We start from the raw sequence: 26,915 nt of genomic DNA, 5'->3' as shown, positions 1-26,915 counted from the left end.
GCTCGCTGCGGCCGCGGATGCGCCGGTGTCACGGCACGGTGGTGCGGGAGGCGGGGGAAGGGGACCAGAACGCGCAGTGGTGGTCGGCCGCGAAGCCGGTGGTGGGTGCGACCCGGTCGGGCGCCAGCACCTGGACGCGGTCCCCCGGGGCCGTGTGGCGAGGCCAGGCGGGTGTACGCGAGCCGTTGGGGTCGCCGGTGGCCGCGAACCGTGCCCAGTAGGCGGTCATCGTGGCGGACAGCCGCCGCTGGGCGGGCGTCAGGCGCAGGGAGTCCATGGGAAAGAGGTAGGCCAGTTCGGAGGCGTGGAACGCACCCTGCGGTGTGTGCGGCGCCGGGATGAACGGTGGCGCCTGGGGGTCGTGGAACTCGTAGGCGTAGACAGGTGCCCGGGTGGCGTACAGCCGGCTGTCGGCCCGTGCCGGGCACGCGAACCGCTGGTCGGTGTTGACGGCCGAATAGGCCAGGTTCGGGGACGGATACGCCGAGGCCGGATAGGTGTGCAGGACCGCCGCCGCGCGGTCGCCGTGTTGGAGCCCGATCAGGGCGGCGTACGAGGCGGGGGTCAGGGGGCCGCCGCCGAGCAGATCCACGTACAGCGCGGTGAAGTACCGGTATTCGTCGTGGGTGTTGCCGTTCAGCGTGGGCACGGCGTTCACCCGCCCCTCGGCCCATGCCCGGCGGGGAGCACGTGGGAGGATGTGGGGCCCGGTGTTGGGGCCCCACAAGGAGGCTGCCCCGCTGCCGGTGGCGCGAAGGAGTTCGGCGGTGGGCAGGGCGCGCAGGCAGGTCGCCGCGGTCCTCGGGTCCGCGCAGCCGACCGAGGCCGCGAAGTCGCTGCCCCTCTGCTCGGCCGCGCCGAGCGTGAGCGGTGTCAGACCGCCGCCGGAGGCGCAGCTCCCGCTCTGCTGGATCGCCCGCTGGAACAGTCCCTCGGCGGTCGGGGAGGCGATGTGGGCACAGGTGTCCACCGATCCGGCGGACTGGCCGCCGAGGGTGACTCGGCCGTGGTCGCCGCCGAAGGCACCGATGTTCGCCCGGACCCAGCGCAGCGCGGCCTGCTGATCCATCAGGCCGTAGTCGCCGGAGGCGTGGTCCTCGCTCTCCGACGACAGGGCGGGGTGGGCGAGGAACCCCAGTGACCCCAGGCGGTAGTTGACGGTCACCACGACCACGCCACGCGCGGTCAGCGCCGAGCCGTCGTAGTCGCTGCCGGCGCCGTAGGCGTTGCCACCGCCGTGCAGCCACACCAGTACGGGCAGGGACCGGCCGCCGGTGCGGGCGGGTGTCCACACGTTGAGGTACAGGCAGTCCTCCGTCGTGCTGCCGGTGCGGTTCGACTCGCCGGGCAGGACGGGACCGCCGTCGGGCAGCAGCCTCAGCGGCAGTTGGGGGCAGGGGCGGGCCGGTGCGGTGGCGTCCCGCACGCCGGGCCATCGGTCGGCGGGCCGTGGGGGACGCCAGCGCAGCTTGCCGGTCGGCGGGGCGGCGAAGGGGATTCCCTGGAAGACCCTGACGCCGTCGCCGTGCGCCGCACCGCGTACCCAGCCGCGGTCGGTGCGCACGACCAGGGGGTCGTGAGCGGCATCGGCCCGGGCCATGCGCGGGGCGGCGAGGGACGGCAGCAGCAGGGCCAGAACCGCGATCAGGGCGCGGAGCAGGGTGGTGCGCAGGTTCGGTGAACTCATCACCACTCCTGATCCCGGTGCGAGTGGAGCGGTCGTGTCGTGTGCTCGTAGGCGCCGATGTCGCAGGCGGCGCCCTGGGGGCGGGCGACACCGCGCTGATCGGTGGCCGGGCAGCCGGCAGCCGCGTCCAGGGCGGGGCTTCCCGGCAGCAGGGCGGCGGTGTCCGTGGGGCCGCCGTTGTCGGCGAGCGGGCCGATCAGCGGCGTACGGCTGGGCAGGTCGCCCGCGGCGGTGAGCCGGCAGCTTCCGTCGCCGTCGATGTTGTGACCCTCCGACGCGATGGTGGCGAAGGCCTTCTTGCAGTCGGCGGCCTTGCCGTCGACGGTGTTGCCGGCGACGAGGGAGTTGCGCAGCGTCAGTCGTCCCAGGGGCAGGTCGACGACATCGGGGATCGGGAAGGGCAAGCTGTCGAGGTAGGCGGGGGCGATGTTGATTCCGCCTCCGCCGTCACTTGAACTGTTGCCGGATATAGTGGAGTTGAGGATCTCCACGGGTCCACGGCCGCGGATGTCGATCCCGCCGCCGTAGCCGGCGAGGCTGCCGGGGCGGTCGCCCGGGTTCGTCACGCGGTTGTCGGCGACCGTCGAGTTGGTCACGGTGCCGCTGTCGTCGAACCTGATGCCCCCGGCTTCTCCCGCGACGTTCCCGCTGACGGTGCTGTCGATCAGATCCAGGTGCGAGCCGGGGATGTTGAAGATGCCACCGCCGTAGCCCGCGGAGTTCCCGGTCACGGCCACCCGTCGCAGCGTCATGTGATGTCCGTTGGCGATACCGCCGCCCCCGGTGTCGGTGATGGGCAGTTCGCGCTCCACGGCCGTTCCTCCGGTGATCGTCAGATCGGACAGCCGGGAGTCCGCCTGCATGCGGAAGGCGCGGTCCAGGTGGTTGGCGTCGATGACGGTGGTCCGCGCGCCGGCGCCACGGATCGTGGTGGGTGCGTCGACGTTCAGGTCACCCGTGGCCGGGTCGGGGTGATCTCCGATGATCTTGCGGGGATCGGGCGGGATGGTCAGCCGGTAGTGGCCCGCAGGCAGGGTGATGGTGCTGCCTTGGCGGGCGTTGGCGGCCATCACCGCGGCGCGCAGGCTGCAAGCGCCCGACGCGGTGCGGCACAGGCCGTCCGACGGGTCGGCGTCGACCGCGTCGGAGGTGGTGTCCACGATGAACTCCGTGGGTCCGGCAGCTGCGGGCACGGCGGCACCGGCGGCACTGGCGGTGAGGGCCATGGGCGTGGCGAGGGCGACGGGCGTGGCGAGGGCGACGGCGAGTGCCGCCGGGCTGGTTCGCAGGTTCATCAGGGAACTCCTCGGCGAGGAAGAGGTACTCGGCTGATGCGACGACCTTGCTGCTGGGGCAGATGCGGATCGCGTGACGAACGCGGCCGGGTGGGCCGGAGCAGGGGAGCCGGCGGTACGGGGAGGGTGTGTGTCCCGTCCGCTCTGTAAGGAGCGTTCCATTCGGGGAGTTCGGTGTCTACTGACGGGTAGTGGAATGACCGGATAGAGGCGATCCATCGCGCCGCCGCGGCGAACCAGCCCCCGACCCGCTGCCGCAGGCCACCGGGCCGGGCGGTGTCCCCGTGACCGGACACCGCCCGACGCGGCCTTCCAGCCAGACCGTCCCGTCGGGCAATTCCGCCTTCAGGAGGGGCTCGACGTGGAGCAGTGGGCGTTGATGCGGATCTCGTCGCTCGGGACGCCGGTCCCGCGTTCGACGGTGCCGCTACGCCGTAACTGCTGTGCCGTGACGCGGTGTTGGGGAAGGATGTCAGGGGCTCCCCGGAGCTGGAGGAGCCGGTACGGGTGAGGGGGAATCGGTGATCTATCTCGTGGAGTTGCCGGTCGGCACGGCGGGTGGACGTCCGGAGGTGGTGAAGGTCCAGGTGGAGCAGAAGGGCGACGGCCTGGTCCAGGTCGCCAGGCCGGGGCAGGTCGTCGCGCGGGCCACTCGCTCGCTGGGCGACATGCTGGCCGCGGTGAGACCGGTCGCCCAGAACTTCGTCGACGGCTTCCAGGACATGGTGAGCCGACCGGACGAGATCGGCATCGAGTTCGGCCTGTCCCTGTCGGCGGAGGCCGATGTGGTGATCTCCAGTACGACCGCGCAGGCCAACTTCAAGGTCTCACTCGTCTGGCACCCGCCCCCCGCCGATGCGGCCGCTGCCCCGGGCGAAGCCGGGACCGCGCCGTGACGGCAGACGCGCCGGGGCGGCCGTCACCCGACGGGCCGGACCCGGTGGCCGGCCCCTCCGACCCCGGTGCCCCGCCGCCCGGTTCGCCGGCACCTGCACCTCCGGTATCCGCTTCCTCCCCGGACGCGGGCCCGACCGCCCTGGAGGCGGCGGTGCTCCAGATCCGGGACCGGCGGGGCGATCCGGTGGGCCTGGGTTTCCTGGTCGCCGAAGACCTCGCGCTGACCTGCGCCCATGTGGTGGATGCCGCGCTCGACCCGTCCCCGGCCGCCGAGCCCGCGGCCGGCGCCCGCATCGAGGTGGCGTTCCCCCTGCTGCGGGCGCCGGCAGCAAGCACCGTGGACGGCGCGGACAGCGGAGAGAACCACACCACCGCGCGTGTGGAGCACCGGGTTCCCCCAGGGCCCTCCGGCGCCGGGGACGTGGCGGTGCTGCGCCTGAGCGCTGCGGTGCCCGACAGCCGGCCCCTCCGGCTGATCGAGGAGCCGGACGTGTGGGAGCATCCCGCCAGGGTGTTCGGTTTCCCCGCAGGCCGCCCCGGGGGCGTCTGGCACTCGGCCGTACTGCGGGCGCGGCAGGCGAATGGATGGGTGCAGGCCGATCTGGCGGCGGGCGGCTACCGCGTGTCGCGCGGGTTCAGCGGCAGCCCGGTGTGGGACGAGGAACTCGAGGGTGTCGTCGGCATGATGGCCCTGGCCGAGGAGGGCGAACCGCCGGCGAGCTACCTGATCCCCACGGCCGGCCTGCTGGACGCCTGGCCCGGCCTGCGGGAGCTGGCCCTGACGCCGTCGCCGTTCCGCCGGCTGTCACCGTTCGCGGAGGCCGACGCGGCGGTCTTCCACGGCCGCCGGGCGGAGTCGGAGGCGGTGGCCCGGATGGTCGCCGGCGAGCGCTGGACCGCGATCGTGGGTCCTTCCGGCTCCGGCAAGTCCTCTCTGGCCCAGGCCGGCGTCGTACCGAGGATGCGGCCGGACGGTACCGCGGTGGCCGTGCTGCGGCCGTCCTCGGGCAGCAGCCCGTCGGCCGGTCTCGCCGCGGAGCTGCTGGCGCTGCTGGAACCGGGGCTGCCCGAGACGGACCGGATCGACCGCCTGCCGAAGATCACCCGAGCACTGGCCAGGCGGCGCGGCCTGGCCGACATCCTGCCCCCGCTGCTGAAGCGGCAGGACAGCCGACGGCTCCTCGTGGTGATCGACCAGTTCGAAGAGCTGCTCGCGCACGAGGCGGACGCCGTCGACGAGCTGGCCGGCATCCTGTTCGACGAGGAGCTGCCGGACACGGTCCGGGTGCTGACCACCCTGCGGGCCGACTTCCTGGGCGCCGCCCTCGCGCACCCGCGCCTCGGCCACTGCTTCGACGGACGACGGGTGTACGGGCTCGGCCCCATGCACATCGACCAGCTCCGCGAGGTCGTCACGCTGCCGGTGGACGCCGTCCCCGGGGTGCGTTACGAGCCGCACCTGGTCGACCGGATCCTCGCCGACACCGGCACAGCTCCCGGTGCACTGCCCCTGCTCGGTTTCGCCCTCGACCAGCTGTGGCGGGAGCAGCAGCGGCATACGCCCGGCCGGCTCACCCACGCGGCGTACGAGAAGATCGGCGGTGTCACCGGCGCGCTGCACGATCACCTCGTCGGGGTCTGGAACGACTGCATCCCGCAGTCCGACGAGGCCGCGGCGCGGCGGCTGTTCACCCGGCTCGTCCGCGTGCCGCTGGAATCGGCCGCCGTCACCCGCCGGGTGGCCACGCGGGCGGAACTGGGTGAGGACGAATGGCGGGTGGCGCAGCGGCTCGCCTCCGCGCGGGCCCGCCTCCTGGTCATCGGGCGGGATTCCGAAGGCGACGAGACCGTCGAACTGATCCACGAAGCGCTCATCACCAGCTGGAGCAAGCTGGAGGGCTGGGCGGCCGAGGACCGCTCCTTTCTTGTCTGGCGGGAGACCCTGCACCACGACCGGCGCCGCTGGGAGGCGGGCGGACGCGCTGTCGACCTGCTGCCGACCGTCGCTGCCCTGGCAGGTTCCCGGGAGTGGTTGGAGAGGCGCGGGAGCGAACTCTCCGCGGCCGAGCGTGAGTACCTGGAACTCGGCCGCGCTCACCACCGTTCGCGGGCACGCAGGCGCCGGGCGCTTCGGTCGGGCCTCGGCCTGCTGGTCGTCCTGGCTCTGCTGTTCGGCAGCTTGTTCGCGTATGCGCGGCAGGAGAGCCAGGAGCGTGAGGCCCTCGCCAACTCCCGTTCACTCGCGCAGTTCTCGCAGGACCAGGCGGCCTTCGATCCGGTGCTGTCGGTGAAGCTGGCACTCGCGGCGTACCGGACCTCGCCCACGCAGGAGGCGCGCAGCCAGCTGTTGCGGCAGTACCTGGCGTACTCCGGGTCCGCCCGGCTGCTCTCCGGTCTGTTGGGGACGATCGAGCAGTTCCAGACGAGCCGGGACGGCAACGTGGTCTTCGCCAGATCCCGGATGGGCAGAGCGATCCTGTTCGTGCATGCCCTCGATGGCACGGTGCGCAGCGAACAGTTCTCCGTCAAAGCGGTCGTCTACGCCATGGTGTCGGCCGACGGCAGCCGGGTCGCGTTCGTCTGCGACGACGGGACGGCCGGCTGGTTCGAAGTGCACCCGGACGCGGACCGGATCATCGGCCGGGTGCACCGACTTCCCAGGCTGTCGGACCTGATCGAGTACACCTTCGAGAAGAGGAGTGGGTTCGCGATGTCCGCGGACGGACGGCTCGTCGTCGTCCGGTCGCGGAAGGACCTGATGTGGTGGGACCTGGACAAAGGCACCGTCGGCGGACGGGTGCGCGCACCCGCGGACTTCGGTGGCAGGCTGTGGATCGGCGCCGACGACCGGAGCCTGCTGGTGGAGGAGTCCCCCCTCGGGCAGGAGCACTCCACGAGCCTGGTCGCCGTCGACATGGCCACCGGGAGGAGCCGCACCGTGGTGCGCGATGTCGACGAGGTCCTCGTCTCCGGCGACCGGAAGGCGGTCGTCGCCTGCCGCGGCGGCGACTCCGGTGCGTCGTTCAGCCTGCGGCGGATCTCCGACGGCGCCCGGCAGGGACGGCCCTATCACGCAGGCGACGACACCTTCTGCGGCAGCCTCCTGAGCCAGGGCGTCGACGTGACCGGGCGTCGCTTCGTCACGAAGGACGGTAATGGCCTGTCGCTGGTGGACCTCTCCCAGGGCAAGGTGATCAGCGAGGCCACCCAGCTCCCCGGGATCACGGCGACCGCGTGGGACCTCGTGTCGTCCCGCGGCAAACTGTTCCTCGCCGGACACAGCGACTCGCTGATCAACTACGTGGAACTGTCCACCGTTCCCAATGTCCTGAAGGTGAGCGAACAAAAACTCACCGAGGACGGCAGCAAGACCGTCAGCGTCGTGGACGACGGCGCGAGCCTCCAGCTCCACTCGGTCCTGCCCCGTGACGCCGACGACCCGCTGATCGCCGAGGTGAGCCGCCCGCGGCCGTACTGGCTGCCCAAGGAATACCGTCTTGTGCTCGGCCCGGACCGAAAACTCCTGGCCGACTGGGACGCCGAGGACGCCATCTCCGTCCGGGAGGTGTCCACGCTGCGGCGAACGGCCCGGATCACCGTTCCCAAGCCGCCCTCCGCCGCTGATCTGCAGTACTTCTTCGACCGGGACGGACATCTCGTGACCGTCTCGAAAACGCGGATTCAGCAGTGGGACGCCCGCACGGGGAGACAACTCGCTCAGTACGACATCAAGGGCATCCTCGCCAGGAGCCGCAGCGGGAGCACTCCGCGACAGACGCACGTCGCCAGCTACCCGGCGGACAATCAGGTGGCCGTGCTCGTCTGGGGCGACCCCAGCGTGCGCGTCATCGATCTCACGACGGGACGCACGACGGCGACGGTGAAGGTTCCCAAGGACGCTGTCGCGACGCAGTTCGACCGCAGCGGACGGTACTTCGGTGTGCTCCGCAGCGGGGGAATCGTCGAACTGTGGCGGCGCGACCCCCTGCGGAAGGAGCTGGGGCCCTTGCGCAGCCTGGCCGAGAACCCCGAGAAACCGTACGTGGCGGGATTCCTCGACGGGGAGGGCCGCTTCGCCGTGGCCGCCAACAGCTCCGTACGGATCTACCAGCTCGGCGGTCGCGTCTCCAGTGACTCCTACGACTTCGGCCGCCTGCCCTCCAGCGGCCTGCTGGTCGACGGCTCATACGTCTTCCGGGACATGACCCCAGACGGCAAGAACGTGATCTACCAGAACTCGGACAACACCGGCGGTCCCGTGCGGCTCGACCCCGACCAGTGGCGGCACGTGCTGTGCGGTGTCATCGGCGACCGGCAGTTCACCACCGACGAGAAGGCCGGCCTGCCGGTGCGCGTGCCGGTCCAACCGGTCTGTCCGAGGCGCTCCTAGGGCAGCGCCAGCTCGGCCCAGATGGTCTTTCCGGAGGCGGTGTACCGCGTGCCCCAGCGCTGGGACATCTGGGCGACGAGGAACAGGCCGCGGCCTCCCTCGTCGTCCCGGCGCGCTCGCCGCAGGTGGGGCGCGGTGTGCGCGTTGTCGGAGACCTCGCACAGCAGGCAGCGGTCCCTGATCAGCCTCAGCATGACCGGCCCCGTGGCGTACCGGATACTGTTGGTGACGAGCTCGCTCACCACGAGCGCCGCCGGGAACGACAGCTCGGACAGGCCCCAGGCGTCCAACTGGCGCTCGGTGTCCGTGCGGGCGTGCGCCACCATGGCCGGGTCGGGCGGCAGCTCCAGGTCCGCCACATGGTCGGCGCCGAGCCGCCGGGTGCGGATCAGCAGCAGCGTGGCGTCGTCCGCCTGCGGGCCCGGCGGCCGGGCCGACAACGCGCGGTCGCACAGTTCCTCCAGCGGGCAGCGCTGCCAGGTGAGCACCTGGGCCAGGCGGTCGATTCCCCGGTCGATGTCGGTGCTCCGGTCCTCCACCACGCCGTCGGTGAAGAACGCCACCACACTGCCGCCGGACAGACTCAGCTCGACGTTCTCGTACGGCAGTCCGCCCAGCCCCAGAGGCGGCCCCGGCGCCAACGCGGACAGGGCCACCGAGCCGCTCGCATCGGCCACGATCGGCGGAGGATGGCCCGCGCTCGCCCAGACGCACCGGCCGCTGACCGGGTCGTAGATCGCGTACAGGCAGGACACCCCGAGCGTCTCGTCGCCCAGCCCCTCCTCGGCATCGGGTTCCGAGTCCTGCGCGACCAGGCCGTCCAGCCGGGTGAGCAGCTCGGCCGGGTCCAGGTCCAGCAGGGCCAGGGTCCGTACGGTGGCGCGCAGCCGGCCCATGGTCGCGGCCGCGTGCATGCCGTGGCCCACCACGTCGCCGACGGTCAGGCCCACGCGCGCACCGGACAGCGGGATCAGGTCGAACCAGTCGCCGCCCACGCCCACGCGACTGTCGGCCGGCAGGTAGCGGTAGGCCACGTCGACCGCGCTCTGCTCGGGCAGGTGCTGCGGCAGCAGGCTGCGCTGCAGCACCAGGGCGGCCGCGTGCTGGCTGGTGTAACGGCGGGCGTTGTCGATGCCGACGGCGGCCCGCTCGGCAAGTTCCACGGCCAGCGTCTGCTCCTCGGGGCCGAAGCGGTCGGGGTTGCTGCTGCGCCGGAAGGTGACAAGGCCCAGGACCGCGTTGCGGGTGAGCAGCGGGACGAAGAGGGAGGAGTGCGCGGAGTCCGCTCCGGTACCGTCCGGTCTCCCGGGCGGGGAGGTCTCGACGACGGGGCGGCTGGTGGCCAGGCTCTGCGCCTGCGGCGACCATGGCGGGTAGGACACGGGGCTGGTCCGGAACTCCTCCGGTGTCCGGCCGTGCATCCGCAGCAGACTGTGCCCCGGCGCCGAGCCCGTGGGCGGCTGCCGCCCCTCGATGACCGCCGGCGGCAGGTCCACCAGCACCTCGTCGGCCAGCTGCGGCACCGCCACGTCCGCGAGCTCCGCGGCCGTGCGGCGCACGTCCAGCGAGGCACCGATGCGTTTTCCCGCCCGGACGAGCAGTGACAGCCGTTCCTGGGCGCGGTAGCGGTCGGTGATGTCCAGCGACTCCTCGAACAGCCCCAGCAGTTCGCCTCGGGCGTCCACCAGCCGGTGGTACGAGCAGGACCAGACGTGCTCGCGCACCGGGTCGGCGGGGGCACGCCCGCGGTAGTGCATGCCCATGATCGGTTCCCCCGTCGTCAGCACGTGCTCCATGATCTGGTCTTCGTCCGGGGGGTGGTGGCGGGAGAGGAACTCGCCCTCGGGGAAGAGGTCCGAGGCCGGCCGGCCGATGTACTGGGCGATCCCGGCCAGCTCCAGATCGGTGGAGACGTTCGCCCAGACGACGCGCATGTCGGTGTCGAAGATCGTCAGGCCCACGTCGGACTCGGTCGCCATTCCCTGGAGCAGCGCCAGCTGCGCCTCCCAGCCGCGCAGCGTCTCCAGGTCGGCGGCGACCACGATGGTCGCGGCGCCGTCCCGGTGCGCGAGCGGGCTGAACGTCACGGCCGCGCGCAGGGTGCGTCCGTCCCTGCAGCACAGGTCCAGCACCGTGCTGCGGGGCTGGTGCGCCCTGCTCAGCTTGCAGAGGGTGGACAGCCGCTGCCCGGGGGCCGCTGCCAGCAGCCCGGCAGCCGGCTGCCCGAGCACGTCCTCGGGTGAGTGTCCGAGCAGACGCTGGGCCGAGGATCCCCACCCGGCTATCCGGCCTTCGGCGTCCAGTACCGCGGCGGCGGCCTTGGAGAGGTCCAGTGGACTGTGGAAGTCGACATGGGCGGAATTCGGAAAACGATCCATGGCACCGCTTCCCTCCGTGCCCCCTCAGGATCCCGTGCCGAGTGACGGACGACAACCGCACCCGGACCGCGGGGTGAGCCGTGTCGCATCGGCTCGGAACAGTCTTGCTATGCAACGAGTTGCATAGCATGATCGGCGTCATGGCGCTCGAACACGCGATCCTGGTGTCGCTCCTGGAGAAGCCAGGGTCCGGCTACGAGCTGGCCCGGCGCTTCGACCGGTCCATCGGCTACTTCTGGACCGCCACCCACCAGCAGATCTACCGCGTGCTCAAGCGCATGGAGCAAGACGGCTGGGTCGATGTCCGGGACGTCCCGCAGCAGGGCCGGCCGGACAAGAAGGAGTACTCCGTCGCCGACCTCGGCCGGGCCGCGCTGACCTCGTGGCTGCACGATCCGATCGAACCGGAGAGCGTCCGCCACGATCTGGCCGTGAAGATCCGGGGCGCCGCCTTCGACGACGACCCGGCCGCCCTGACCCGCGAGGTGGAGCGGCACCGGCAGGCGCACCGGGACCGGCTGGCGCACTACCTCGCGGGTCAGGCGCGCGACTTCCCGGAGTCCGAGCCGGGCGAGGCCGCCCCCCGGGCACCGCTCGACGCGGAGCGCGAGCTCCAGCACGTCGTCCTGCGCGGCGGCATCGCGTACGAGCGGATGATGATCGACTGGCTGGACGACGTGCTGGCCACCCTGGCCCGGTTCGGTCCGGGCCGCTGATCACCGCCGCCGATCTGCGCCGCCGGCCCGCCTCGCCCGGCCGCCGGACCTCCCGACCCCCCGTCCACCAGCCGAAAGGTGTCATCTCCCATGGCTGACCAGCTGCTGTTCAACCCGCGCACCTACGACCCCGCGCACTTCGACCCCGAGACGCGCCGCTTGCTGCGTGCCACCGTCGACTGGTTCGAGGAGCGTGGGAAGGGCCGGCTGATCGAGGACTACCGGAACCGCGCGTGGCTCGGCGACTTCCTCGCCTTCGCGGCGAAGGAGAACCTGTTCGCCACCTTCCTGACGCCGTCGTCCGCCGCGGGGGAGGGGGAACCGGACAAGCGGTGGGACACCGCCCGGATCGCCGCGCTCAACGAGATCCTGGGCTTCTACGGCCTCGACTACTGGTACGCCTGGCAGGTCACCATCCTCGGTCTCGGCCCGGTCTGGCAGAGCGGCAACGCGGCCGCCCGAGCCCGCGCCGCCGAACTCCTCGCCCAGGGTGAGGTGTTCGCCTTCGGCCTGTCCGAGAAGGCCCACGGCGCCGACATATACTCCACCGACATGCTGCTGGAGCCCGACGGCGACGGCGGCTTCCGCGCCACCGGCTCCAAGTACTACATCGGCAACGGAAACGCGGCCGGACTGGTCTCCGTCTTCGGCCGCCGCACCGACGTCGAGGGCCCCGACGGCTACGTGTTCTTCGCCGCCGACAGCCGTCACCCGGCCTATCACCTCGTCAAGAACGTCGTCGACTCCTCGAAGTTCGTCAGCGAGTTCCGTCTGGAGGACTACCCCGTGGCGGCCGAGGACGTCCTGCACACCGGACGCGCCGCCTTCGACGCCGCTCTCAACACGGTCAACGTGGGCAAGTTCAACCTGTGCACCGCCTCGATCGGCATCTGCGAGCACGCGATGTACGAGGCCGTCACCCACGCCCACAACCGCATCCTCTACGGCCGCCCCGTCACCAGCTTCCCGCACGTGCGGCGGGAGCTCACCGACGCCTACGTCAGGCTCGTCGGGATGAAGCTGTTCAGCGACCGCGCCGTCGACTACTTCCGTTCCGCCGGCCCCGACGACCGCCGCTACCTGCTCTTCAACCCGATGACGAAGATGAAGGTGACCACGGAGGGCGAGAAGGTCATCGACCTGATGTGGGACGTCATCGCGGCCAAGGGCTTCGAGAAGGACAACTACTTCGGCCAGGCGGCCGTGGAGATCCGCGGCCTGCCGAAGCTCGAAGGCACGGTCCACGTCAACCTGGCGCTGATCCTGAAGTTCATGCGCAGCCACCTCCTCGACCCGGTCGAGTACCCGGACGTGCCCACCCGCCTCGACGCGGCCGACGACGGCTTCCTGTTCCGGCAGGGGCCGGCCCGCGGCCTCGGCTCGGTGCGCTTCCACGACTGGCGGCCCGCCTTCGACGCGTACGCGCACCTGCCCAACGTGCGCCGCTTCCGCGAACAGGCCGACGCCCTCTGCGCGTTCGTCGCCACGGCCGCACCCGACGAGGAGCAGAGCCGCGATCTCGACCTCCTCCTCGCGGTCGGTCAGCTCTTCGCCCTCGTCGTGCACGGGCAGCTCGTCCTGGAGCAGGTCGCCCTGACCGGACTCGACGAGGACGTGCTCGACGAACTCTTCGCCGTCCTCGTACGGGACTTCTCCGCGCACGCCGTCGAACTGCACGGCAAGGACTCGGCGACCGCGCAGCAGCAGGAGTGGGCGCTGGGTTCGGTCCGGCGGCCGGTCGTCGACGCGGCCCGCACGGAGCGGGTCTGGCAGCGGGTCGAGGCGCTGTCCGGCGCGTACGAGATGGCGCCGTAACCAGGCCGTACGCATCACCGGGGGGCCGGCCCGCGCGGGCCGGCCCCCCGGTCGGCCAGGGTCTCAGCCGGTGTGTAACCCACGCCTCGAAGGCAGGGTTAGCTACCCCACATGTCGGCCGATGATTGAGCACTCGTTCGATGCGCCCCGTTGACCTCGGTAGCCGCTGACTGCCGCCCGGCCTGGGCCTCCCCTCGGTCAGCTCGAGAACTGAGAACGGTCGCTCCATGGACTACTGCATTCCGTGCAACCGCACCCTCAACGGCGCCGTCACCTGCCCCGAGTGCGGGGCGTACGACTCCGGCGTGGCACAGCCGAGCGGGCGGAGAGACGGTGCTCCGGCCGTCGACGCGGTGATGCCGGAAGTCCGCTTCGACGGGGTGCCGGACTCCTTCGAGTCGTCCGTCCCCGGGCCACCGACTCCCTCGCCGGACCTGCCGGAAGACCGGTACGACCGTCCGTCGCGGCTGCGGAAGTACGCCGTCCGGTCTCTCGCCGCAGCCGCCTTCACCGTCCTCGGAGGCCTGGCCACCGCGTCGGTGCTTCACCAGTCGACAGCCCCACGAGCAGCTTCGCCCCCGGAGCCGTCCTTCGTGGAGCCCGAGATCAGCGTCACCGACTCACCGGCTTCACCGGAGCGAGAGCCCACGCATCCCGCGCGCAAAGGCGGCCGGGACCGGAACGGCGACGGCAACCGGCGTCCTGCGCCCCCGCCACCTCGCAGCACGCCACCGGTCTCCCGGCCTTCCACCGCCACGACCAGTGCGCCGCCACCGGTGAAGGAGAAGCCCACCCCCCGGCCCTCCAGCAGCCGCCGGCCCAGCCCGCCCGCGCGAACGGCACCCCCCTCCACCCGGCCCTCCGCCAGTCCTTCGGCCAGCACCAGCGCCTCTCCCACCAGGAGCGGCTCACCCAGCGCGTCGGCTTCCCCCGGCCGCTGACCCCCGAGCGGAGGCCCGGCCGGGAGCTGCCGAGTCCCGGGCCGGTGACCTCAGCGGGGTGGTGTGGACAGGTGGAGGAGGATGCCGCAGACCTCGTCCACGATCTCCCGGGCCTCCGTCTCGTCCCCGCAGTCGGCCAGCTCGCGCGCCGCCCCTCCGATGACGGTGGTCAGCACGCTCACCCGGACCCGGCCGGCGCGTCGCCGCTCGTCCACCTGCAGCAGCCGCGCGTTGCGCCGTACCCACGCGCGGTCCCACTGGCGGCGCAACGCGTCGAAGCCCGAGGGGCCGTCGTCCTCGGCGAGGAGTCCGCCGAGCCGCCGGTTGTCCCAGGCACCCTCCAGGTACGCCCTGGCCCCCGCCGCGAAGAGGGCGACGGGGTCGTCCACACCACGGCCGCGCTCGGAGGTCAGCGTCGCCTCGGTCCGTCGTTCCTGGCCCTCGCGGAACTCCTCCCAGAGGGCGAGGTAAAGCCCTCGCTTCCCGCCGTAGTGCTGGAAGAGGCTGCCCACCGGAATGCCGGAGCGTGCCGCGATCTCGGTGAGGCCGGCGTCGGTGTAACCGCGCTCGGTGAACACCTCCAACGCGGCGTCCAGCAGCGCACGCCGGACCGTTTGCCGCTGCCCGGGATCTCCGGCCGGCCGGGCCGTGCCCTCCTGCCCGCCCGGCAGTCCACGTGCCGTCTCCGTCCCGGCGGACTCCACGATGCCGCTCACTGGCAATCCTCACCTTCCGCGGCGCCGTCGCGGATGGCGAGGGCGACCAGTAGTTCCAGGAGGTCGGCGATCCGGCGCGGATTGCGGCCGGTGCGTTCCTCGATCCGGCGCAACCGGTAGTGCGCCGTGTTGTGATGCACCCGCAGCCGGTCGGCGGCCAGCCGCAGATTGAGGTCCGCCGCCGCGAAGGCCCGTATGGTGTCCGCCAGCGTGTCGCCACGCCTGCGGTCCTCCTCCAGCAGCACACGTACCCGGGGATCGACCAGCTGGCGGGCGAGGTCGTCGGCGCGCAGCGCCAGGTAGTCGAACGGGGACAGCCGCGGCAGGGCCGCCACCCCGCCCCCGCTCGGCACCAGATCCAGGGCGGCCCGCGCCTCCTCGTACGCGCGCGGCAGTTCGGAGGCGCCCCGGGCGACCGTGCTGATGCCCATGGAGAGCATGGTTCCCTGCCGCGCGAGCCGCTCCTGCACGGCCTCGAAGTGGACGCATATGTCCTCCGCGTCCATGCCGGCCCGGACCACGGGCACGGCCACCACCTCGCCGTGACGCACGACGACCAGGGTCCGGCCGGCCCAGGGCCCGGCGACGCTGATCGACGCGCTGGCGGCGTACCCGTGCTCGGCCGTCGTGAGGTCCCCCGTGCGTGTGTCGCCGACGCACACCGCCACGACCGCCATCATCGACGAGCGCGGTCCGATGCCGTACGCCTGCGCCGCGGCGAACAGCGGGCCGCGCGTCGGGGCCACACCGGCCAGGAGCTGGTCCAGCAGATCCCGGCGCTCCCGGTCCGCGTCCGCCACCACGTGCTGCTGGAACTCGACGTACGCCTGTGCGGCGTGGGTGCTGGCGTAGTCGACGTACCGCATCAGCGGGGTGACGAGGGACAGCGCGGCCTGCTGGGCCTCGACGGACGTGCCCGCACAGTCCAGCAGCGCGGCCCACATCACCTGCCGGCCGACCCGGAAGGCACTGATCCAGTCCTCCAGGGCGAACCCCGCGCGCGCCCGGCGCATGGCTGCCGCCCGGCTGAAGACGAGGTCTTCGGCAGCGATGTCGCGGTCGCCGGCCAGCGCCGCCAGCTGCATCCGGTAGTGCTCCAGCACCTGGTCCCGTACGTCGTCGAAGAACCGTTCGTCCTGCAGCGCGTACGACGGGATCTCCGCACGCATCACCGCGACCGCGGTTTCCGCCACCTCCTCGACCCGGTCGTGGACGGCGCACAGGATCCGCTGCCGCTCCCGGCGGAGCGGTTCGGAGAGCGGGGGAGTGTCCAGGGCGGGACCGAGAGGCATGGCGCCGATCGTCGCCGCCCGGATCGTGCTCCGTCAACAGGCTCGGCGTGAGACATCCAGCGGTACCTGTGCGCGGCGCACAGTCCGGTGACCGGGAAGTTGGGTGCTCACACCCAATGTGCGCCTGGAACGCCCCCACCTACTGTGACGCTCGCTCAACCCCCCAGCACATCGGAAGGGGCGTCACTCATGCTCGCGGTCGACGGTATCACCGTGCGCTTCGGCGGCATCACCGCACTGGACGGTGTCGCATTCACCGTCGAGCCCGGCACCGCCGTGGGGCTCATCGGGCCGAACGGAGCCGGCAAGACCACCTTGTTCAACTGCCTGACCAGGCGCTGCACCCCCGACCGGGGAGAGGTGCGGTTCGACGACGAGGACCTCCTCGTCCTGCCTCCGCACGCCGTGGCCGGGCGCGGCATCGCCCGGACCTTCCAGAACCTCGGCCTGTTCCCGCAGCTCACGGTCCGGGAGAACGTCATGGTCGGCGCCCACGGCCGGGGGCGCACCGGACACCTCGCCGCGGCGCTCCGGCTGCCCCGCGTCCGGCGGGAGGAGAGGGAACTACGTGACCAGGCGGACGACTTGCTACGGCGGCTCGGCCTGGCGGACATCGCCGACCACCCCGCCTCCGGGCTGCCGTTCGGCACGCTCAAACGCGTCGAACTCGCCCGGGCGCTCGCGGTCCGCCCCCGGCTGCTGCTGCTCGACGAACCCGTCAACGGGCTCAGCCACGGCGAGGTCGACCAATTCGCGGATCTGGTCCGCTCGGTGCGCGCGGAATTCGACCTCACGCTCGTGGTGGTCGAACACCACATGGGGTTCGTGATGGGCCTGTGCGACAAGATCGTGTGTCTCGACTTCGGGCGCAAGATCGCCGAAGGATCGCCCGAGGAGATCCAGCGCGACCCGGCCGTCGTCGAGGCGTACCTGGGGGTGGCGGCGTGAGCGAGCCCACCACCGACCGCACCGAGGCAGCGGCGAGTACGCAGCCGGACTTCCTGACGGTGTCCGACCTGCACGCGGGATACGGCCAGGCCCGCGTGCTGCAGGGCCTCGACTTCTCCGTCGCCCGCGGTGAGGTGTGCGCGATCCTCGGACCCAACGGGGCGGGCAAGACCACGACGCTGCGGGCGCTGTGCGGCATGGTCCGCGGCCGCGGCTCGATCACCCTGAACGGTACGCAGCTGCTGGGCCGCTCGCCCGAGCAGGCCGCCCGGGCCGGCGTGGCGCACGTGCCCGAGGGCCGCGGCACCTTCAACGAGCTGACCGTCGAGGAGAACCTGCGCATCGGCGCCCACGTGCGCACCGGCCTCGGCCGGCGGGGGCGTGCCGCGCGCGCGGCCGTGGCGGCCGATCTGGAACGGATCTACGGCCACTTCCCCAAGCTGCGTCAGCGCTCGCGTCAGGCCGCCGGCAGCCTCAGCGGCGGCGAGCAGCAGATGCTCGCCATCGGGAGGGCGCTGATGCTGCGGCCTTCCCTGCTGCTCCTGGACGAGCCGTCCCTGGGACTCGCCCCGCTGGTCACCCGAGAGCTGTTCGAGATCGTCCGTGCCGTCAACGAGGAGGAACGCACCACCGTGATCGTCGTCGAGCAGAACGCCCAGCTCGCGTTGGACATCGCGCACCGGGCGCACGTACTGGAGGCCGGCCGCCTGGTGCTGTCCGGTCCGGCCCGGCAGATCCGCGAGGACGGGCAGGTCGCCGAGGTGTACCTCGGCGTCTCCGTCGGCTCCCGCAGGGCCGGGTGAGCGCCGTGACCGAATTCCTGCAGCAAGTGGTGGAAGGACTGGGCTCCGGCGCGGTGTACGCGAGCCTGGCGCTGGCCCTGGTGCTGATCCACCGGTTCACCGGGATCGTCAACTTCGCGCAGGGCGAGCTGGCCATGCTCTCCACGTACGTCGCCTGGCAGCTGGTGGCGTCCGGGATGCCGTTCTGGCTGGCGTTGCCGGTCACCCTCGCGGTGTCCTTCGCCGGCGGCATGCTGGTGGAGCGGATCGTCATCCGTCCCGTGCACGGCGCACCCGAGCTGACGGTGGTCATCGTCACGGTCGGCCTCTTCATCTTCGTCAACGCGCTGGCCGGACTGATCTGGTCGTTCACGGTGAAGGACTTCCCACAGCCGTTCCCCGACGGCGGGCTCGACCTGGCCGGTGTGCGCGTGGACTGGTCGACGCTCGGGATCCTCGGTGTGGTGGCCGTCGTGATGGGCCTGCTGTATCTGCTGTTCCAGCACACCTCCGTCGGCCTGGTGATGCGGGCGGTCGCCTGCAACCGCACCTCCGCCCGGCTGTCGGGTATCCGGGCGGGCCGGGTGCTGATGCTCGGCTGGGGGCTGGCCGCGACGGTCGGCGCGGTGTCGGGCGTTCTCGTCGCCCCGGTGCTGTTCCTGGAGCCCAACATGATGGGCGGGGTGCTGATCTACGCCTTCGCCGCGGCCACCCTCGGTGGCTTCGACAGTCCCGTCGGTGCGGTCGTCGGCGGCCTGTCCGTGGGCGTCGCCGAGACGCTGACCGGGGCGTACGTCGACGCGATCGGTCCCGATCTGAAGGTGGGCGTACCTCTGGTGATCATTCTGGCGGTGCTGCTGGTACGGCCCCAGGGCCTGTTCGGGCGGGCGGCGGTGGAACGCGCATGAGCACGATCACGACCGTACTCGGCACGGACCGCGCACGGCGCCTGCGGGCCGCGCTCACCGTGCTGCTCGCGGCGGCCGCCGCCGTCGGCGCACCCTTCTACTTCGCCCCCTTCCAGGTCTTCCAGCTGACCATGGTGCTCCTGTACGCCGTGGCGCTGGCCGGGCTGAACCTGCTGGTCGGCTTCGGCGGGCAGATCTCGCTCGGGCACGGCGCGTTCTTCGCGGCGGGGGCCTACACGGCGGCGGTCATGCTCGACCGGTACGACACCGGCCACCTGGCCACGCTGCCGGCCGCGGCCGCCGGATGCTTCCTGCTCGGCCTCGGCTTCGGCGTCCCCGCCCTGCGGCTGCGCGGGCTGTATCTCGCCCTGGTCACCCTCTCGTTCGCGGTGTTCCTGCCGCCGCTGCTCAAGCGGCTCGAACCGGTGACGGGCGGCTCCATGGGATTGACCGTGGACAAGCTGCGGCCGCCCGCCTGGAGCGGGCTGGCCGAGGACCAGTGGATGTACTTCGTCGTCCTCGCCGTCACCGCGGTGGCTCTGCTGCTCGCCCGCAACCTGCTGCGGTCCCGGGTCGGCCGGGCGCTGCTCGCCGTGCGGGACAACGAGAGTGCCGCCGAGGTCATGGGTGTGCGGCTGGCGCTGCACAAGACCCTCGCCTTCGCGTGGAGCGCCATGTTCGCGGGTGTCGCCGGGTGTCTGTACACCTGGGTGATCGGCTTCGTCTCGCCCGACTCCTTCGGCTTCGTCCTGTCCATCACCCTGCTGGCCGGCCTGGTCGTCGGCGGGCTCGCCTCGCTGTACGGACCCCTGCTGGGCGCGGCGTTCGTGATGTACGTGCCGAGTGTCTCCCAGGACCTGAGCGAGGCCGCACCGGGAGTGGTGTTCGGCCTGCTGATCATCACGGTGATGTTCGTGGCCCCGACCGGACTGGCCGGCCTGCCGGGCCGTGTCCTGGGCGCGGTCACCCGTCGCCTGCCCCGCGCCGCCGCCCCCGACGGCACACCCGAGAAGGAATCCGCACCCGAAGCGGACCGGCAGTCCGCGGCCGCATCCGGACCCGAAGCGGACCGGCAGTCCGCGGCTGCATCCGGACCGGAGGTGGACCGGGAGTCCGCGGCTGCATCCGGACCGGAGGTGGACCGGGAGTCCGCGGCTGCATCCGGACCGGAGGCGGACCGGGAGTCCGCGGCTGCATCCGGACCGGAGGTGGACCGGGAGTCCGCGGCTGCATCCGGACCCGACGCGGACCCGCAGTCCCCGGCCGCACCCGCGTCTGAAGCGGACCCGCAGTCCCCGGCCGCACCCGCGTCCGAAGCGGCCCCGCAGTCCCCGGCCGCATCCACACCCGACGCGAACCCGCAGTCCCCGGCCGCATCCGAGCCCTCCGCATCCCTCAGCCCTGCGGAACCCGCAGTTGCCGACGCCGAACCCGTGGGCGCACCGCCCCGCACGGAAAAGGAATGATCCACATGCGCAAGACGACCCTGCTGCGGGTGGCCGCGGCCACGATCGCCGCCCTGCTGACCGCGACCGCCTGCAACAGCCGGCGAGGAGAGGACGCCCAGGACACCGCCGCCGGCGGCGCCTGTAAGGGCCAGCAGACCACCGGCATCACCGACAAGACCATCAAGCTGGGCGGGATCTACCCGCTGTCGGGGCCCGCCTCGGCGTACGGCACGATCAGCAAGGGCGTGGCCGCCTACTTCAAGTACGTCAACGACAAGGGCGGCATAGACGGCCGCAAGGTCGAGTTCGTCGTCCGCGACGACGGCTACCAGCCGCCCAAGGCGGTCGAGGAGGCCCGCAGACTGGTCGAGCGGGAGAAGGTCTTCGCCGTGTTCCAGACCCTGGGCACCCCGTCGACGGCGGCCGTATGGGACTACCTCAACCAGCAGAAGGTGCCGCAGCCCTTCGTCGCCACGGGAGCCTCCGTCTGGGGCACGGACGACAAGCACCCCTGGACCATCGGGTGGCAGCCCAACTACGTCGCCGAGGCCCGGGTGTACGCCAAGTACCTCAAGGACAGGATGCCGAAGGCCGAGGTTGCGGTCCTCTACCAGAACGACGACTTCGGCAAGGACCTGCTCGGCGGGTTCAGGACGGCCCTCGCCGGCAGCGGCGTCAAGGTGGTCGCCACCGAGAGCTACGAGGTGACCGACCCCTCCGTGTCGGCGCAGATGGCGAGCCTCGCCCGCTCCAAGGCGGACGTGCTGCTCGACATCACCACACCCAAGTTCGGCAGTCAGGCCCTCGCCGCCGACGCCAAGAACACCAAGTGGAACCCGCTGCACATCGTGAACAACGTGGCCTCCTCCGCCGCCGTGCTCCGGCCCGTCGGGTTCGAGAACGTCCAGGGCGTGGTCTCGGCGACCTACTTCAAGGACCCCGCCGACCCGCAGTGGGCGGACGACCCCGAGGTCAAGACGTACAAGAAGGCCCTGCACGCGTACGCCCCCGACGCGGACCCGGCCAACCAGTTCAACGCCTACGGCTGGGCCGTCGCCTCCAGCCTGTACCAGGCCCTGGACGCGATGAAGTGCCCGACCAGGGAGGGACTGCGGGATGCGGTGCGCGATCTGAAGGACGTGAAGGTGGGCATGCTGCTGCCCGGTGTCACCCTGTCCACGGCCCCGGGTGATGCCTTCCCGATCGAGACGATGCAGCTGATGCGGTTCAAGGGCGAGCGGTGGCAGCTGTTCGGCAAGCCGGTGGACACCCGCAAGGAGTTCGGCCCGCTGACCAAGTGAGCCGGCGGGGGCGGGCCCCGGGGCGGGGGCCCCCCGCCCCGGGGGCCGCCCCCGCCCCGTCGACCGACGAGCGGCCCACATGCTCAGACGGCGTTCAGCCCGCCGTCCACCACCAGGCTCTGCCCGGTGATGTAGGAGGCGCGGCCGGAGAGCAGGAAGGTGACGGCTTCGGCCACCTCCCAGGCGGTGCCCTGGCGGCCGAGCGGAATGCGGCTGAACGAGGTCGTGCGGGACGCCCGCCGGGCCGAGGCCGCACGGCCCATCGGGGTGTCGATCAGGCCCGGGACGACCAGGTTGGCGCGGATACCGCGCGCCCCACCCTCCTTGGCGACATGCCGGGTGAGACCGAACAGGCCCGCCTTCGAACTGTCGTACGCGGGCGAATCGGTGGCCGCACGCAACCCGGCCACGGAACCGACGAAGACGATCGACCCTCCGTCGGCGATCACGGGCAGACCGTACTTCGCGGCGAGGAAGGGGGCGCCCAGGTTGAGCGACAGCACATCCTCCCACTGCTGCGGTGAGGTGCCCGCCAGACCCGTGCCGAGACCGATGCCGACGTTGACCACGAGCGCGTCCAGCGTGCCGAGTTCGCGGAGGGCCTCGGCGACCATGGCCGAGGACTGGGCGGGATCCGTGGCGTCACCGACCAGGGGGAGGCCACGGCCACCTTCCTCGGCTACAAGAGCGGCGGTGGTCGCCGCCGCGGAGGCGGAGATGTCGGCACAGGCGACGGAGGCGCCCTCGCGGGCTGCCAGCACGGCCACCGCCCGCCCGTTGCCCACCGGTGCCTCCGGGTCGTCGCCGGGACGGGTGCCCGCTCCGATGACCAGTACGTTCCGGCCGGTCAGGAGGCCGGCCGGGTGGGTCGCGGTGTGCCGCGGCTCAGGCATCGCCATGGGCTGTCCCGGTGGGGGCGGGCAGGGTCTCCGCATCGAAGCCGGGTTCGAGCGGGGTGCCGGCGGAGTTCAGGAAGAAGGCGACCATGTGGTACTGACCGACCAGCATGGTGATCTCGATCAGCTGTGCCTCGTCGTGGTCGGCGGCGAGTGCCGACCAGGTGGCCGCGGACAGGCGTGCGTCCCGGTGCAGCTCGTCGGCGGCGCGCAGCAGACGGGCGTCGGCCGGCGTCCAGCCCTGGGCGTCCGGGCCCGTACCGACCCGCCGGATCTCCTCGTCGGTGACCCCGGCCGCCCTGGCCAGCGGTACGTGCCGCCCCCATTCGTACGCTGCCCCGGTGTTGCAGGCGGTGCGCAGGATCAGCAGTTCCCGGGTGCGGCCCGGAAGCCGGCCGTCGCGCAGCAGATAGGTGCCGAACGGCAGGAAGTGCCGGAAGAGGCCGGGGTGTCGCACCAGGGTGGTGAAGACGTTGGCCGGACGGCCGTCGGCGTCCCGGGGAAGCGGCGCGAGCAGCTCCCGGGCGGACGGGTCCCAGCCGTCCTCGGACAGCGGCGCGAGGCGCGGGCCGGTGCCGGCGGCGCAGGGGGGACGGTGATGGTGCTCGTCGGTCATGTGGGTCTCCGTACGGGTCGTCAGGAGGGCGCAGCAGCAGGACGCTTCCGGGCACGGTCGGCCGGAACCCCGTCGCGTGCGCGTCGGCGCACGCTCCTGTTGCTGCCGTGCCACTGTGCTTTCGGTGGCGGGGGGTTGTCGACGGCTCCCTGGCCAAGGCCGCAGGTCGGCATATTGTTCATGTGTACAACCGCCGGTGCCGAAGGGGCGGAGGTGAGATCGATGCCCGGACAGGCGGGTGCCGCGGCGCCCCTGGAACGGGTCATCGCCGCGATGGCCGCGCAGCAGGGGCACGTGGGCGGGGGGTTGTACGCGGATCTGGTGGACCACCTCCCGTCCTACCGCGCGGTCCCGCGGGAACTCCTCGACCGGGTCTGGCAGGAGCACTTCCAGCGGGCTCTCGCGGTGGTGCGGGAGGGGAAGGTGCCCGCGCCGGAGGACTTCCGCGAAGCCGGTGTGGCCCGGGACCGGGTCGCCCGGGGCGTGCCGCTGGGCGACGGGCTCCGCGCCTTCCGCCGGGCGCTGGGCGCGATACGGGATCTGTTCATCGCCGAGGCGACCGAACACGGGCTGGACCCGGGCCTCATCGTCGACCGCACCAAGTGCCTGTGGGAGCTGGCGGACGTCGCGAGCCTGCAGATCGCCGCCGTCCACCGGCAGGCGGAGGTCGCCTCCGCCCTGTTCGACGCCCGCCGCCGGGCCGACTTCCTGCGCGGACTGCTCTACGGCACGCTGAGCGCCGCGGAGATCCACAGCGGTGCGGCGATCTACGGACTGGACGCGTCACGGCCGTACCGGGCCATCAGAGCCGTCCCGTACGGCGACGCGGACCCGGACGCGCTGGACCGCTCCCTGGCGTCCCGCGGCCACGGCCGGGGCGCGCTGTTCACCGTGCTGGAGGAGGCTGTCGTCGGGGTCGTCGAGGCCAGGCCGGAGACCGGTGACCTGGATGTGACGGCCGGGCTCGGCCCGCCGACGGACCTGGCCGCGGTGCACCGCTCCTTCCGCGCCGCCGGCAGGCTGCTGCAAGCCGCCCGTGCCTACCGTCTGCGCGGCGTGTACGACCTGAGCGACCTGACCTGGCGGGTCGCGGTCGTCGCGGAACCGGAACTCGGCGAGCTGCTGCTCGACCGCTACCTGCGCCCACTGGAGGCGGAGGGGGAGTTCGGCGCGCTCGTCGAGGAGTCGGTGCGGGCGTATCTGGAGGGGGGACGACGCATCCGCGAAGTCGCCCGCAGGGCGCACGTCCACGTCAACACCGTCCGCTACCGGCTGCGCCGATTCGAGGAGCTCACCGGCACCAGCCTGGACGCTCCGGGCACCGTGGTGGAGGTGAGCTGGGCCCTGGCGGCACGCGCGCTGAGGACACCTCCACCGGGCCGGGCTCCCACCGGGTTTCAATAGGCGACCGGTGGCCTCGTACAAGGTGGTGTCCAGCGGTGGAGAAGCGGATGACGGAGCTCAGCGAAGGCAACGACGATCCGTTCGCGCTGCACTTCGCCGCCCTGGCGGTGCTCGACGACCGGGGAGTGGTGGTCGGCTGGAACCAGCGGGCGCAGGAACTGCTCGGCCATCCGGACGCCGCCGTGCTCGGTCGTCGGGCATTCGAGGTCCTTGTCGATCCTCGCGATCGGCCGGCTGCCAGGGAGGCCGTGGCGAAGTGCAGACGAGCCGGCGGCTGGGCGGGCCTGCTCCCCTTGCGCCACCGCGACGGGCGGCTCGTGGGCATGGGGCTGAGGGCCCATGCGCTCTCACGCGACGACCGGGTCCGTGAGTGGATCGTCGCCGGCGCACCCGCGGCCGACGTCCTGGAGTGGCAAAGAGACCGCGCGATTGTCCAAGGCCTGTACCGCCGGTGCCCGATCGGCCTGGTCGTCCACGGCCCCGACCTCACCATTCTCCGGGTCAACCGGGCCATCGAACGCTTCACCGGTGTCCCCGCGGCGGACTTCCTAGGGCTGCCCACCGGTCGTCTCCTCGTTCCCGACGACGCGCGCGAGGCCGTGGACCGTGTGCGCCAGGTGATGGCTACCGGAAGGCCGATGGTCTACTCCGAGCAGTTCGTCCGCCTGGAGTGGGATCCGGCACGAGAGCGGGTCGCGATGGTCTCGTCCTTTCCACTGGAGGACCCCTCCGGTCGGATCCTGGGCGTGGCCGAGATGATCGAGGACATCACCGAACGCCATCGGGCCCAGCGCCGGCTCGCGCTCCTCGACCAGGCCGGCAGCCGTATCGGAACCACCCTCGATGTGGCGGAGACCGCCCGGGAACTCGCGGAGGTGATGGTGCACCTCGCCGACCACGTGTCGGTGGACCTGCTCCAGCCGGTGACGCGCGGTGAGGAACCGACGCGCACCCTGGCCGGGCCCATGGTCCGGCTGGGGGCCTGTAGCGTCGGTGCCCAGCAACCCGGTCCGCCCCACCCCCACGGCGAACCCGTGGAGTTCGCGTCCGAATCACCCCAGGCCAGGTGCCTGGCCGAGGGGCGGCCCGTCCTGGAGCCGGTTCTCCCGCCCGACCGGTTCTCGGCGGGAGGCCGTCAGGCGGCCCACACGCCGGACCTGGGCGTCCACTCGCTGATCGTGGTGCCTCTCGTCGCACGTGGCCTGGTGCTGGGCGTGATGACCCTGTGGCGTTCGCGTCGCCCCGATCCCTTCGAGGCGGACGACCTCACCCTCGCCCAGGAACTCGCCGCGCGCGCCGCCGTCGCCATCGACAACGCCCGGCGCTTCACCCAGCAGCAGCAGACCGCGTTCACCCTGCAGAGCAGCCTGCTGCCCCGGGCCGTACCGGACCAGTCGGCCGTCGAGGTGGCCCTGAGGTACCTTCCGGCCAGCGCGGCCCCGGGCCTGGGCGGCGACTGGTTCGACGTCATTCCTCTGTCCGGGGCCCGGGTCGCCCTCGTCGTCGGGGACGTGGTGGGACGCGGAATCCACGCTGCCGCCACCATGGGCCGACTGCGCACCGCCGTGCACACGCTCGCCAGCCTCGACCTGGAACCGGACGAGGTCCTCTCCCGCCTGGACGACTTGGTCAACCTGCTGGGGGCCGAAGAGGAAGCAGCCGGCGAACGGCCGGTGGGCGAGCGGGTCGTCGGCGCGACCTGCCTGTACGCCGTGTACGACCCGGTCTCCGGGCGCTGTTCCGTGGCCCGCGCCGGTCACCCGCTGCCGGTGGTGACCGCTCCGGACGGACTGGTGGCTCCGCTCGACCTGCCCGCCGGCCCACCTCTCGGACTGGGCGGTCTGCCGTTCGAGGCCCGGGAGATCGACCTGGCCGAGGGGAGCCTGCTGTGCCTGTACACCAACGGACTCATCGGCGAACGCCACATCGACGCCGACACCGCCCTGACCAAGCTGTGTGCGGCGCTCACCCGCCCTGCGGACGCACTGGAACGAACTTGCCAGGCGGTGGTCGACTCGCTCGTGCCCGCGCGCCCCAGTGACGACGTCGCGCTGCTGATCGCCCGCACCCGCACGCTGCCACCGGACGACGTCGCTTCCTGGCAGCTGCCGCTGGAGCCTGCCAGCGCGGCCCGGGCCCGGGCGTTGACCTCGGCAAAGCTGGCCGAATGGGGTCTGGAGCACCTCGCGTTCACGACGGAGTTGATCGCCAGCGAACTGGTCACCAATGTCTACCGGTACGCCGACGGCCCCGCGACCCTGCGGCTGATCCGGGAACGGACCCTGGTGTGCGAGGTCAGCGACACCAGCCACACCGCGCCGCACCTGCGCCGCGCTCGCACCACCGACGAGGGCGGGCGCGGCCTGTTCCTGGTGGCCCAGATGGCCGAACGCTGGGGTACCCGCTACACCCGCGAGGGCAAGACCGTCTGGACCGAACAGCCACTGACCGGCCCACTCACCTGACCGTCCGGCAGTGCGCCGGG

Annotated in this window: 18 protein-coding genes; 11 read left to right on the top strand and 7 right to left on the bottom strand. The window is 72.1% G+C overall.

The genetic code is table 11. From position 1 onward, the window contains the following. Positions 1-28 precede the first annotated feature (28 nt). Positions 29-1,687, bottom strand: a complete 1,659-nt coding sequence (locus S1361_RS04525) for a carboxylesterase/lipase family protein (protein WP_208030548.1) — start codon at positions 1,685-1,687, stop codon at positions 29-31. Further along, positions 1,687-2,982: a choice-of-anchor Q domain-containing protein gene (locus tag S1361_RS04520; protein ID WP_208030547.1), complete on the bottom strand. Its 1,296-nt coding sequence runs from the start codon at positions 2,980-2,982 to the stop codon at positions 1,687-1,689. Before S1361_RS04520 ends, S1361_RS04525 begins: the two co-directional genes overlap by 1 nt. A 521-nt stretch (positions 2,983-3,503) precedes the next feature. Here S1361_RS04520 and S1361_RS04515 point away from each other — a divergent pair. Continuing rightward, positions 3,504-3,878, top strand: a complete 375-nt coding sequence (locus S1361_RS04515) for a CU044_2847 family protein (protein WP_341829283.1) — start codon at positions 3,504-3,506, stop codon at positions 3,876-3,878. After that, positions 3,875-8,269, top strand: coding sequence for a S1 family peptidase (locus tag S1361_RS04510; RefSeq protein WP_208030546.1), 4,395 nt, complete (start codon positions 3,875-3,877; stop codon positions 8,267-8,269). The genes S1361_RS04515 and S1361_RS04510 overlap by 4 nt, the downstream gene beginning before the upstream one ends. On the opposite strand, the gene S1361_RS04505 is transcribed toward S1361_RS04510, so the two are convergent. Then, positions 8,266-10,647 (bottom strand): SpoIIE family protein phosphatase, encoded by a 2,382-nt coding sequence (locus S1361_RS04505; RefSeq protein ID WP_208030545.1) that lies wholly within the window; start codon positions 10,645-10,647, stop codon positions 8,266-8,268. The genes S1361_RS04510 and S1361_RS04505 overlap by 4 nt on opposite strands. A 140-nt stretch (positions 10,648-10,787) precedes the next feature. Between S1361_RS04505 and S1361_RS04500 the strand changes: the two genes are divergently transcribed. Continuing rightward, on the top strand, positions 10,788-11,363 hold the full coding sequence (locus S1361_RS04500; RefSeq protein WP_208030544.1) for a PadR family transcriptional regulator: 576 nt from the start codon (positions 10,788-10,790) through the stop codon (positions 11,361-11,363). A 90-nt stretch (positions 11,364-11,453) separates the two neighbouring features. After that, the gene (locus S1361_RS04495) at positions 11,454-13,178 is read left to right on the top strand and encodes an acyl-CoA dehydrogenase family protein (protein WP_208030543.1); all 1,725 of its coding nucleotides are present in this window, start codon (positions 11,454-11,456) and stop codon (positions 13,176-13,178) included. Positions 13,179-14,169: 991 nt separating this feature from the next. Here S1361_RS04495 and S1361_RS04490 read toward each other — a convergent pair. Both S1361_RS04490 and S1361_RS04485 read right to left on the bottom strand, forming a co-directional pair. Then, positions 14,170-14,835 carry a TetR/AcrR family transcriptional regulator gene (locus S1361_RS04490; RefSeq protein ID WP_208030542.1) on the bottom strand — a complete coding sequence of 222 codons (666 nt, stop codon included), beginning with the start codon at positions 14,833-14,835 and terminating at the stop codon, positions 14,170-14,172. Further along, entirely contained in the window at positions 14,832-16,127 is a 1,296-nt protein-coding gene (locus S1361_RS04485; RefSeq protein ID WP_208030541.1) for a PucR family transcriptional regulator, read from the bottom strand. The genes S1361_RS04490 and S1361_RS04485 overlap by 4 nt, the downstream gene beginning before the upstream one ends. A gap of 189 nt (positions 16,128-16,316) precedes the next feature. On the opposite strand from S1361_RS04485, the gene S1361_RS04480 reads away from it, so the two are divergent. The 5 genes from S1361_RS04480 to S1361_RS04460 are packed head-to-tail and all read left to right on the top strand — an operon-like array spanning position 16,317 to position 21,514. Then, positions 16,317-17,075 carry an ABC transporter ATP-binding protein gene (locus S1361_RS04480; protein ID WP_208030540.1) on the top strand — a complete coding sequence of 253 codons (759 nt, stop codon included), beginning with the start codon at positions 16,317-16,319 and terminating at the stop codon, positions 17,073-17,075. Beyond that, the gene (locus S1361_RS04475) at positions 17,072-17,878 is read left to right on the top strand and encodes an ABC transporter ATP-binding protein (protein WP_243769075.1); all 807 of its coding nucleotides are present in this window, start codon (positions 17,072-17,074) and stop codon (positions 17,876-17,878) included. The genes S1361_RS04480 and S1361_RS04475 overlap by 4 nt, the downstream gene beginning before the upstream one ends. A gap of 5 nt (positions 17,879-17,883) precedes the next feature. Next, positions 17,884-18,765, top strand: a complete 882-nt coding sequence (locus S1361_RS04470) for a branched-chain amino acid ABC transporter permease (RefSeq protein ID WP_243769074.1) — start codon at positions 17,884-17,886, stop codon at positions 18,763-18,765. Then, positions 18,762-20,231, top strand: a complete 1,470-nt coding sequence (locus tag S1361_RS38955) for a branched-chain amino acid ABC transporter permease (RefSeq protein ID WP_243769073.1) — start codon at positions 18,762-18,764, stop codon at positions 20,229-20,231. Before S1361_RS04470 ends, S1361_RS38955 begins: the two co-directional genes overlap by 4 nt. A gap of 5 nt (positions 20,232-20,236) precedes the next feature. After that, positions 20,237-21,514, top strand: coding sequence for an ABC transporter substrate-binding protein (locus S1361_RS04460; RefSeq protein ID WP_208030539.1), 1,278 nt, complete (start codon positions 20,237-20,239; stop codon positions 21,512-21,514). Positions 21,515-21,597: 83 nt separating this feature from the next. Here the strand turns inward: S1361_RS04460 and S1361_RS04455 are convergent, their stop codons facing one another. After that, positions 21,598-22,413: an SDR family NAD(P)-dependent oxidoreductase gene (locus tag S1361_RS04455; RefSeq protein WP_243769072.1), complete on the bottom strand. Its 816-nt coding sequence runs from the start codon at positions 22,411-22,413 to the stop codon at positions 21,598-21,600. Further along, positions 22,400-23,026 carry a carboxymuconolactone decarboxylase family protein gene (locus S1361_RS04450; RefSeq protein WP_208030537.1) on the bottom strand — a complete coding sequence of 209 codons (627 nt, stop codon included), beginning with the start codon at positions 23,024-23,026 and terminating at the stop codon, positions 22,400-22,402. Before S1361_RS04450 ends, S1361_RS04455 begins: the two co-directional genes overlap by 14 nt. Positions 23,027-23,248: 222 nt before the next feature. Between S1361_RS04450 and S1361_RS04445 the strand changes: the two genes are divergently transcribed. Both S1361_RS04445 and S1361_RS04440 read left to right on the top strand, forming a co-directional pair. Further along, positions 23,249-24,430 (top strand): PucR family transcriptional regulator, encoded by a 1,182-nt coding sequence (locus S1361_RS04445; RefSeq protein ID WP_208030536.1) that lies wholly within the window; start codon positions 23,249-23,251, stop codon positions 24,428-24,430. Positions 24,431-24,477: 47 nt separating this feature from the next. Beyond that, positions 24,478-26,895 (top strand): SpoIIE family protein phosphatase, encoded by a 2,418-nt coding sequence (locus S1361_RS04440; RefSeq protein WP_208030535.1) that lies wholly within the window; start codon positions 24,478-24,480, stop codon positions 26,893-26,895. Positions 26,896-26,915: the final 20 nt, after the last annotated feature.

Source organism: Streptomyces cyanogenus, from assembly GCF_017526105.1.
Lineage (GTDB): Bacteria > Actinomycetota > Actinomycetes > Streptomycetales > Streptomycetaceae > Streptomyces > Streptomyces cyanogenus.
The sequence above is the reverse complement of the archived record's forward strand: the minus strand, read 5'-3'. Positions and strand labels throughout refer to the sequence as shown.

Coding starts and splice junctions, on each gene's coding strand:
- S1361_RS04525 (WP_208030548.1), bottom strand. CDS start 1,687: ATGAGTTCACCGAACCTGCGCACCACCCTGCTCCGCGCCCTGATCGCG.
- S1361_RS04520 (WP_208030547.1), bottom strand. CDS start 2,982: ATGAACCTGCGAACCAGCCCGGCGGCACTCGCCGTCGCCCTCGCCACG.
- S1361_RS04505 (WP_208030545.1), bottom strand. CDS start 10,647: ATGGATCGTTTTCCGAATTCCGCCCATGTCGACTTCCACAGTCCACTG.
- S1361_RS04500 (WP_208030544.1), top strand. CDS start 10,788: ATGGCGCTCGAACACGCGATCCTGGTGTCGCTCCTGGAGAAGCCAGGG.
- S1361_RS04495 (WP_208030543.1), top strand. CDS start 11,454: ATGGCTGACCAGCTGCTGTTCAACCCGCGCACCTACGACCCCGCGCAC.
- S1361_RS04485 (WP_208030541.1), bottom strand. CDS start 16,127: ATGCCTCTCGGTCCCGCCCTGGACACTCCCCCGCTCTCCGAACCGCTC.
- S1361_RS04480 (WP_208030540.1), top strand. CDS start 16,317: ATGCTCGCGGTCGACGGTATCACCGTGCGCTTCGGCGGCATCACCGCA.
- S1361_RS38955 (WP_243769073.1), top strand. CDS start 18,762: ATGAGCACGATCACGACCGTACTCGGCACGGACCGCGCACGGCGCCTG.
- S1361_RS04460 (WP_208030539.1), top strand. CDS start 20,237: ATGCGCAAGACGACCCTGCTGCGGGTGGCCGCGGCCACGATCGCCGCC.
- S1361_RS04455 (WP_243769072.1), bottom strand. CDS start 22,413: ATGGCGATGCCTGAGCCGCGGCACACCGCGACCCACCCGGCCGGCCTC.
- S1361_RS04450 (WP_208030537.1), bottom strand. CDS start 23,026: ATGACCGACGAGCACCATCACCGTCCCCCCTGCGCCGCCGGCACCGGC.
- S1361_RS04445 (WP_208030536.1), top strand. CDS start 23,249: ATGCCCGGACAGGCGGGTGCCGCGGCGCCCCTGGAACGGGTCATCGCC.
- S1361_RS04440 (WP_208030535.1), top strand. CDS start 24,478: ATGACGGAGCTCAGCGAAGGCAACGACGATCCGTTCGCGCTGCACTTC.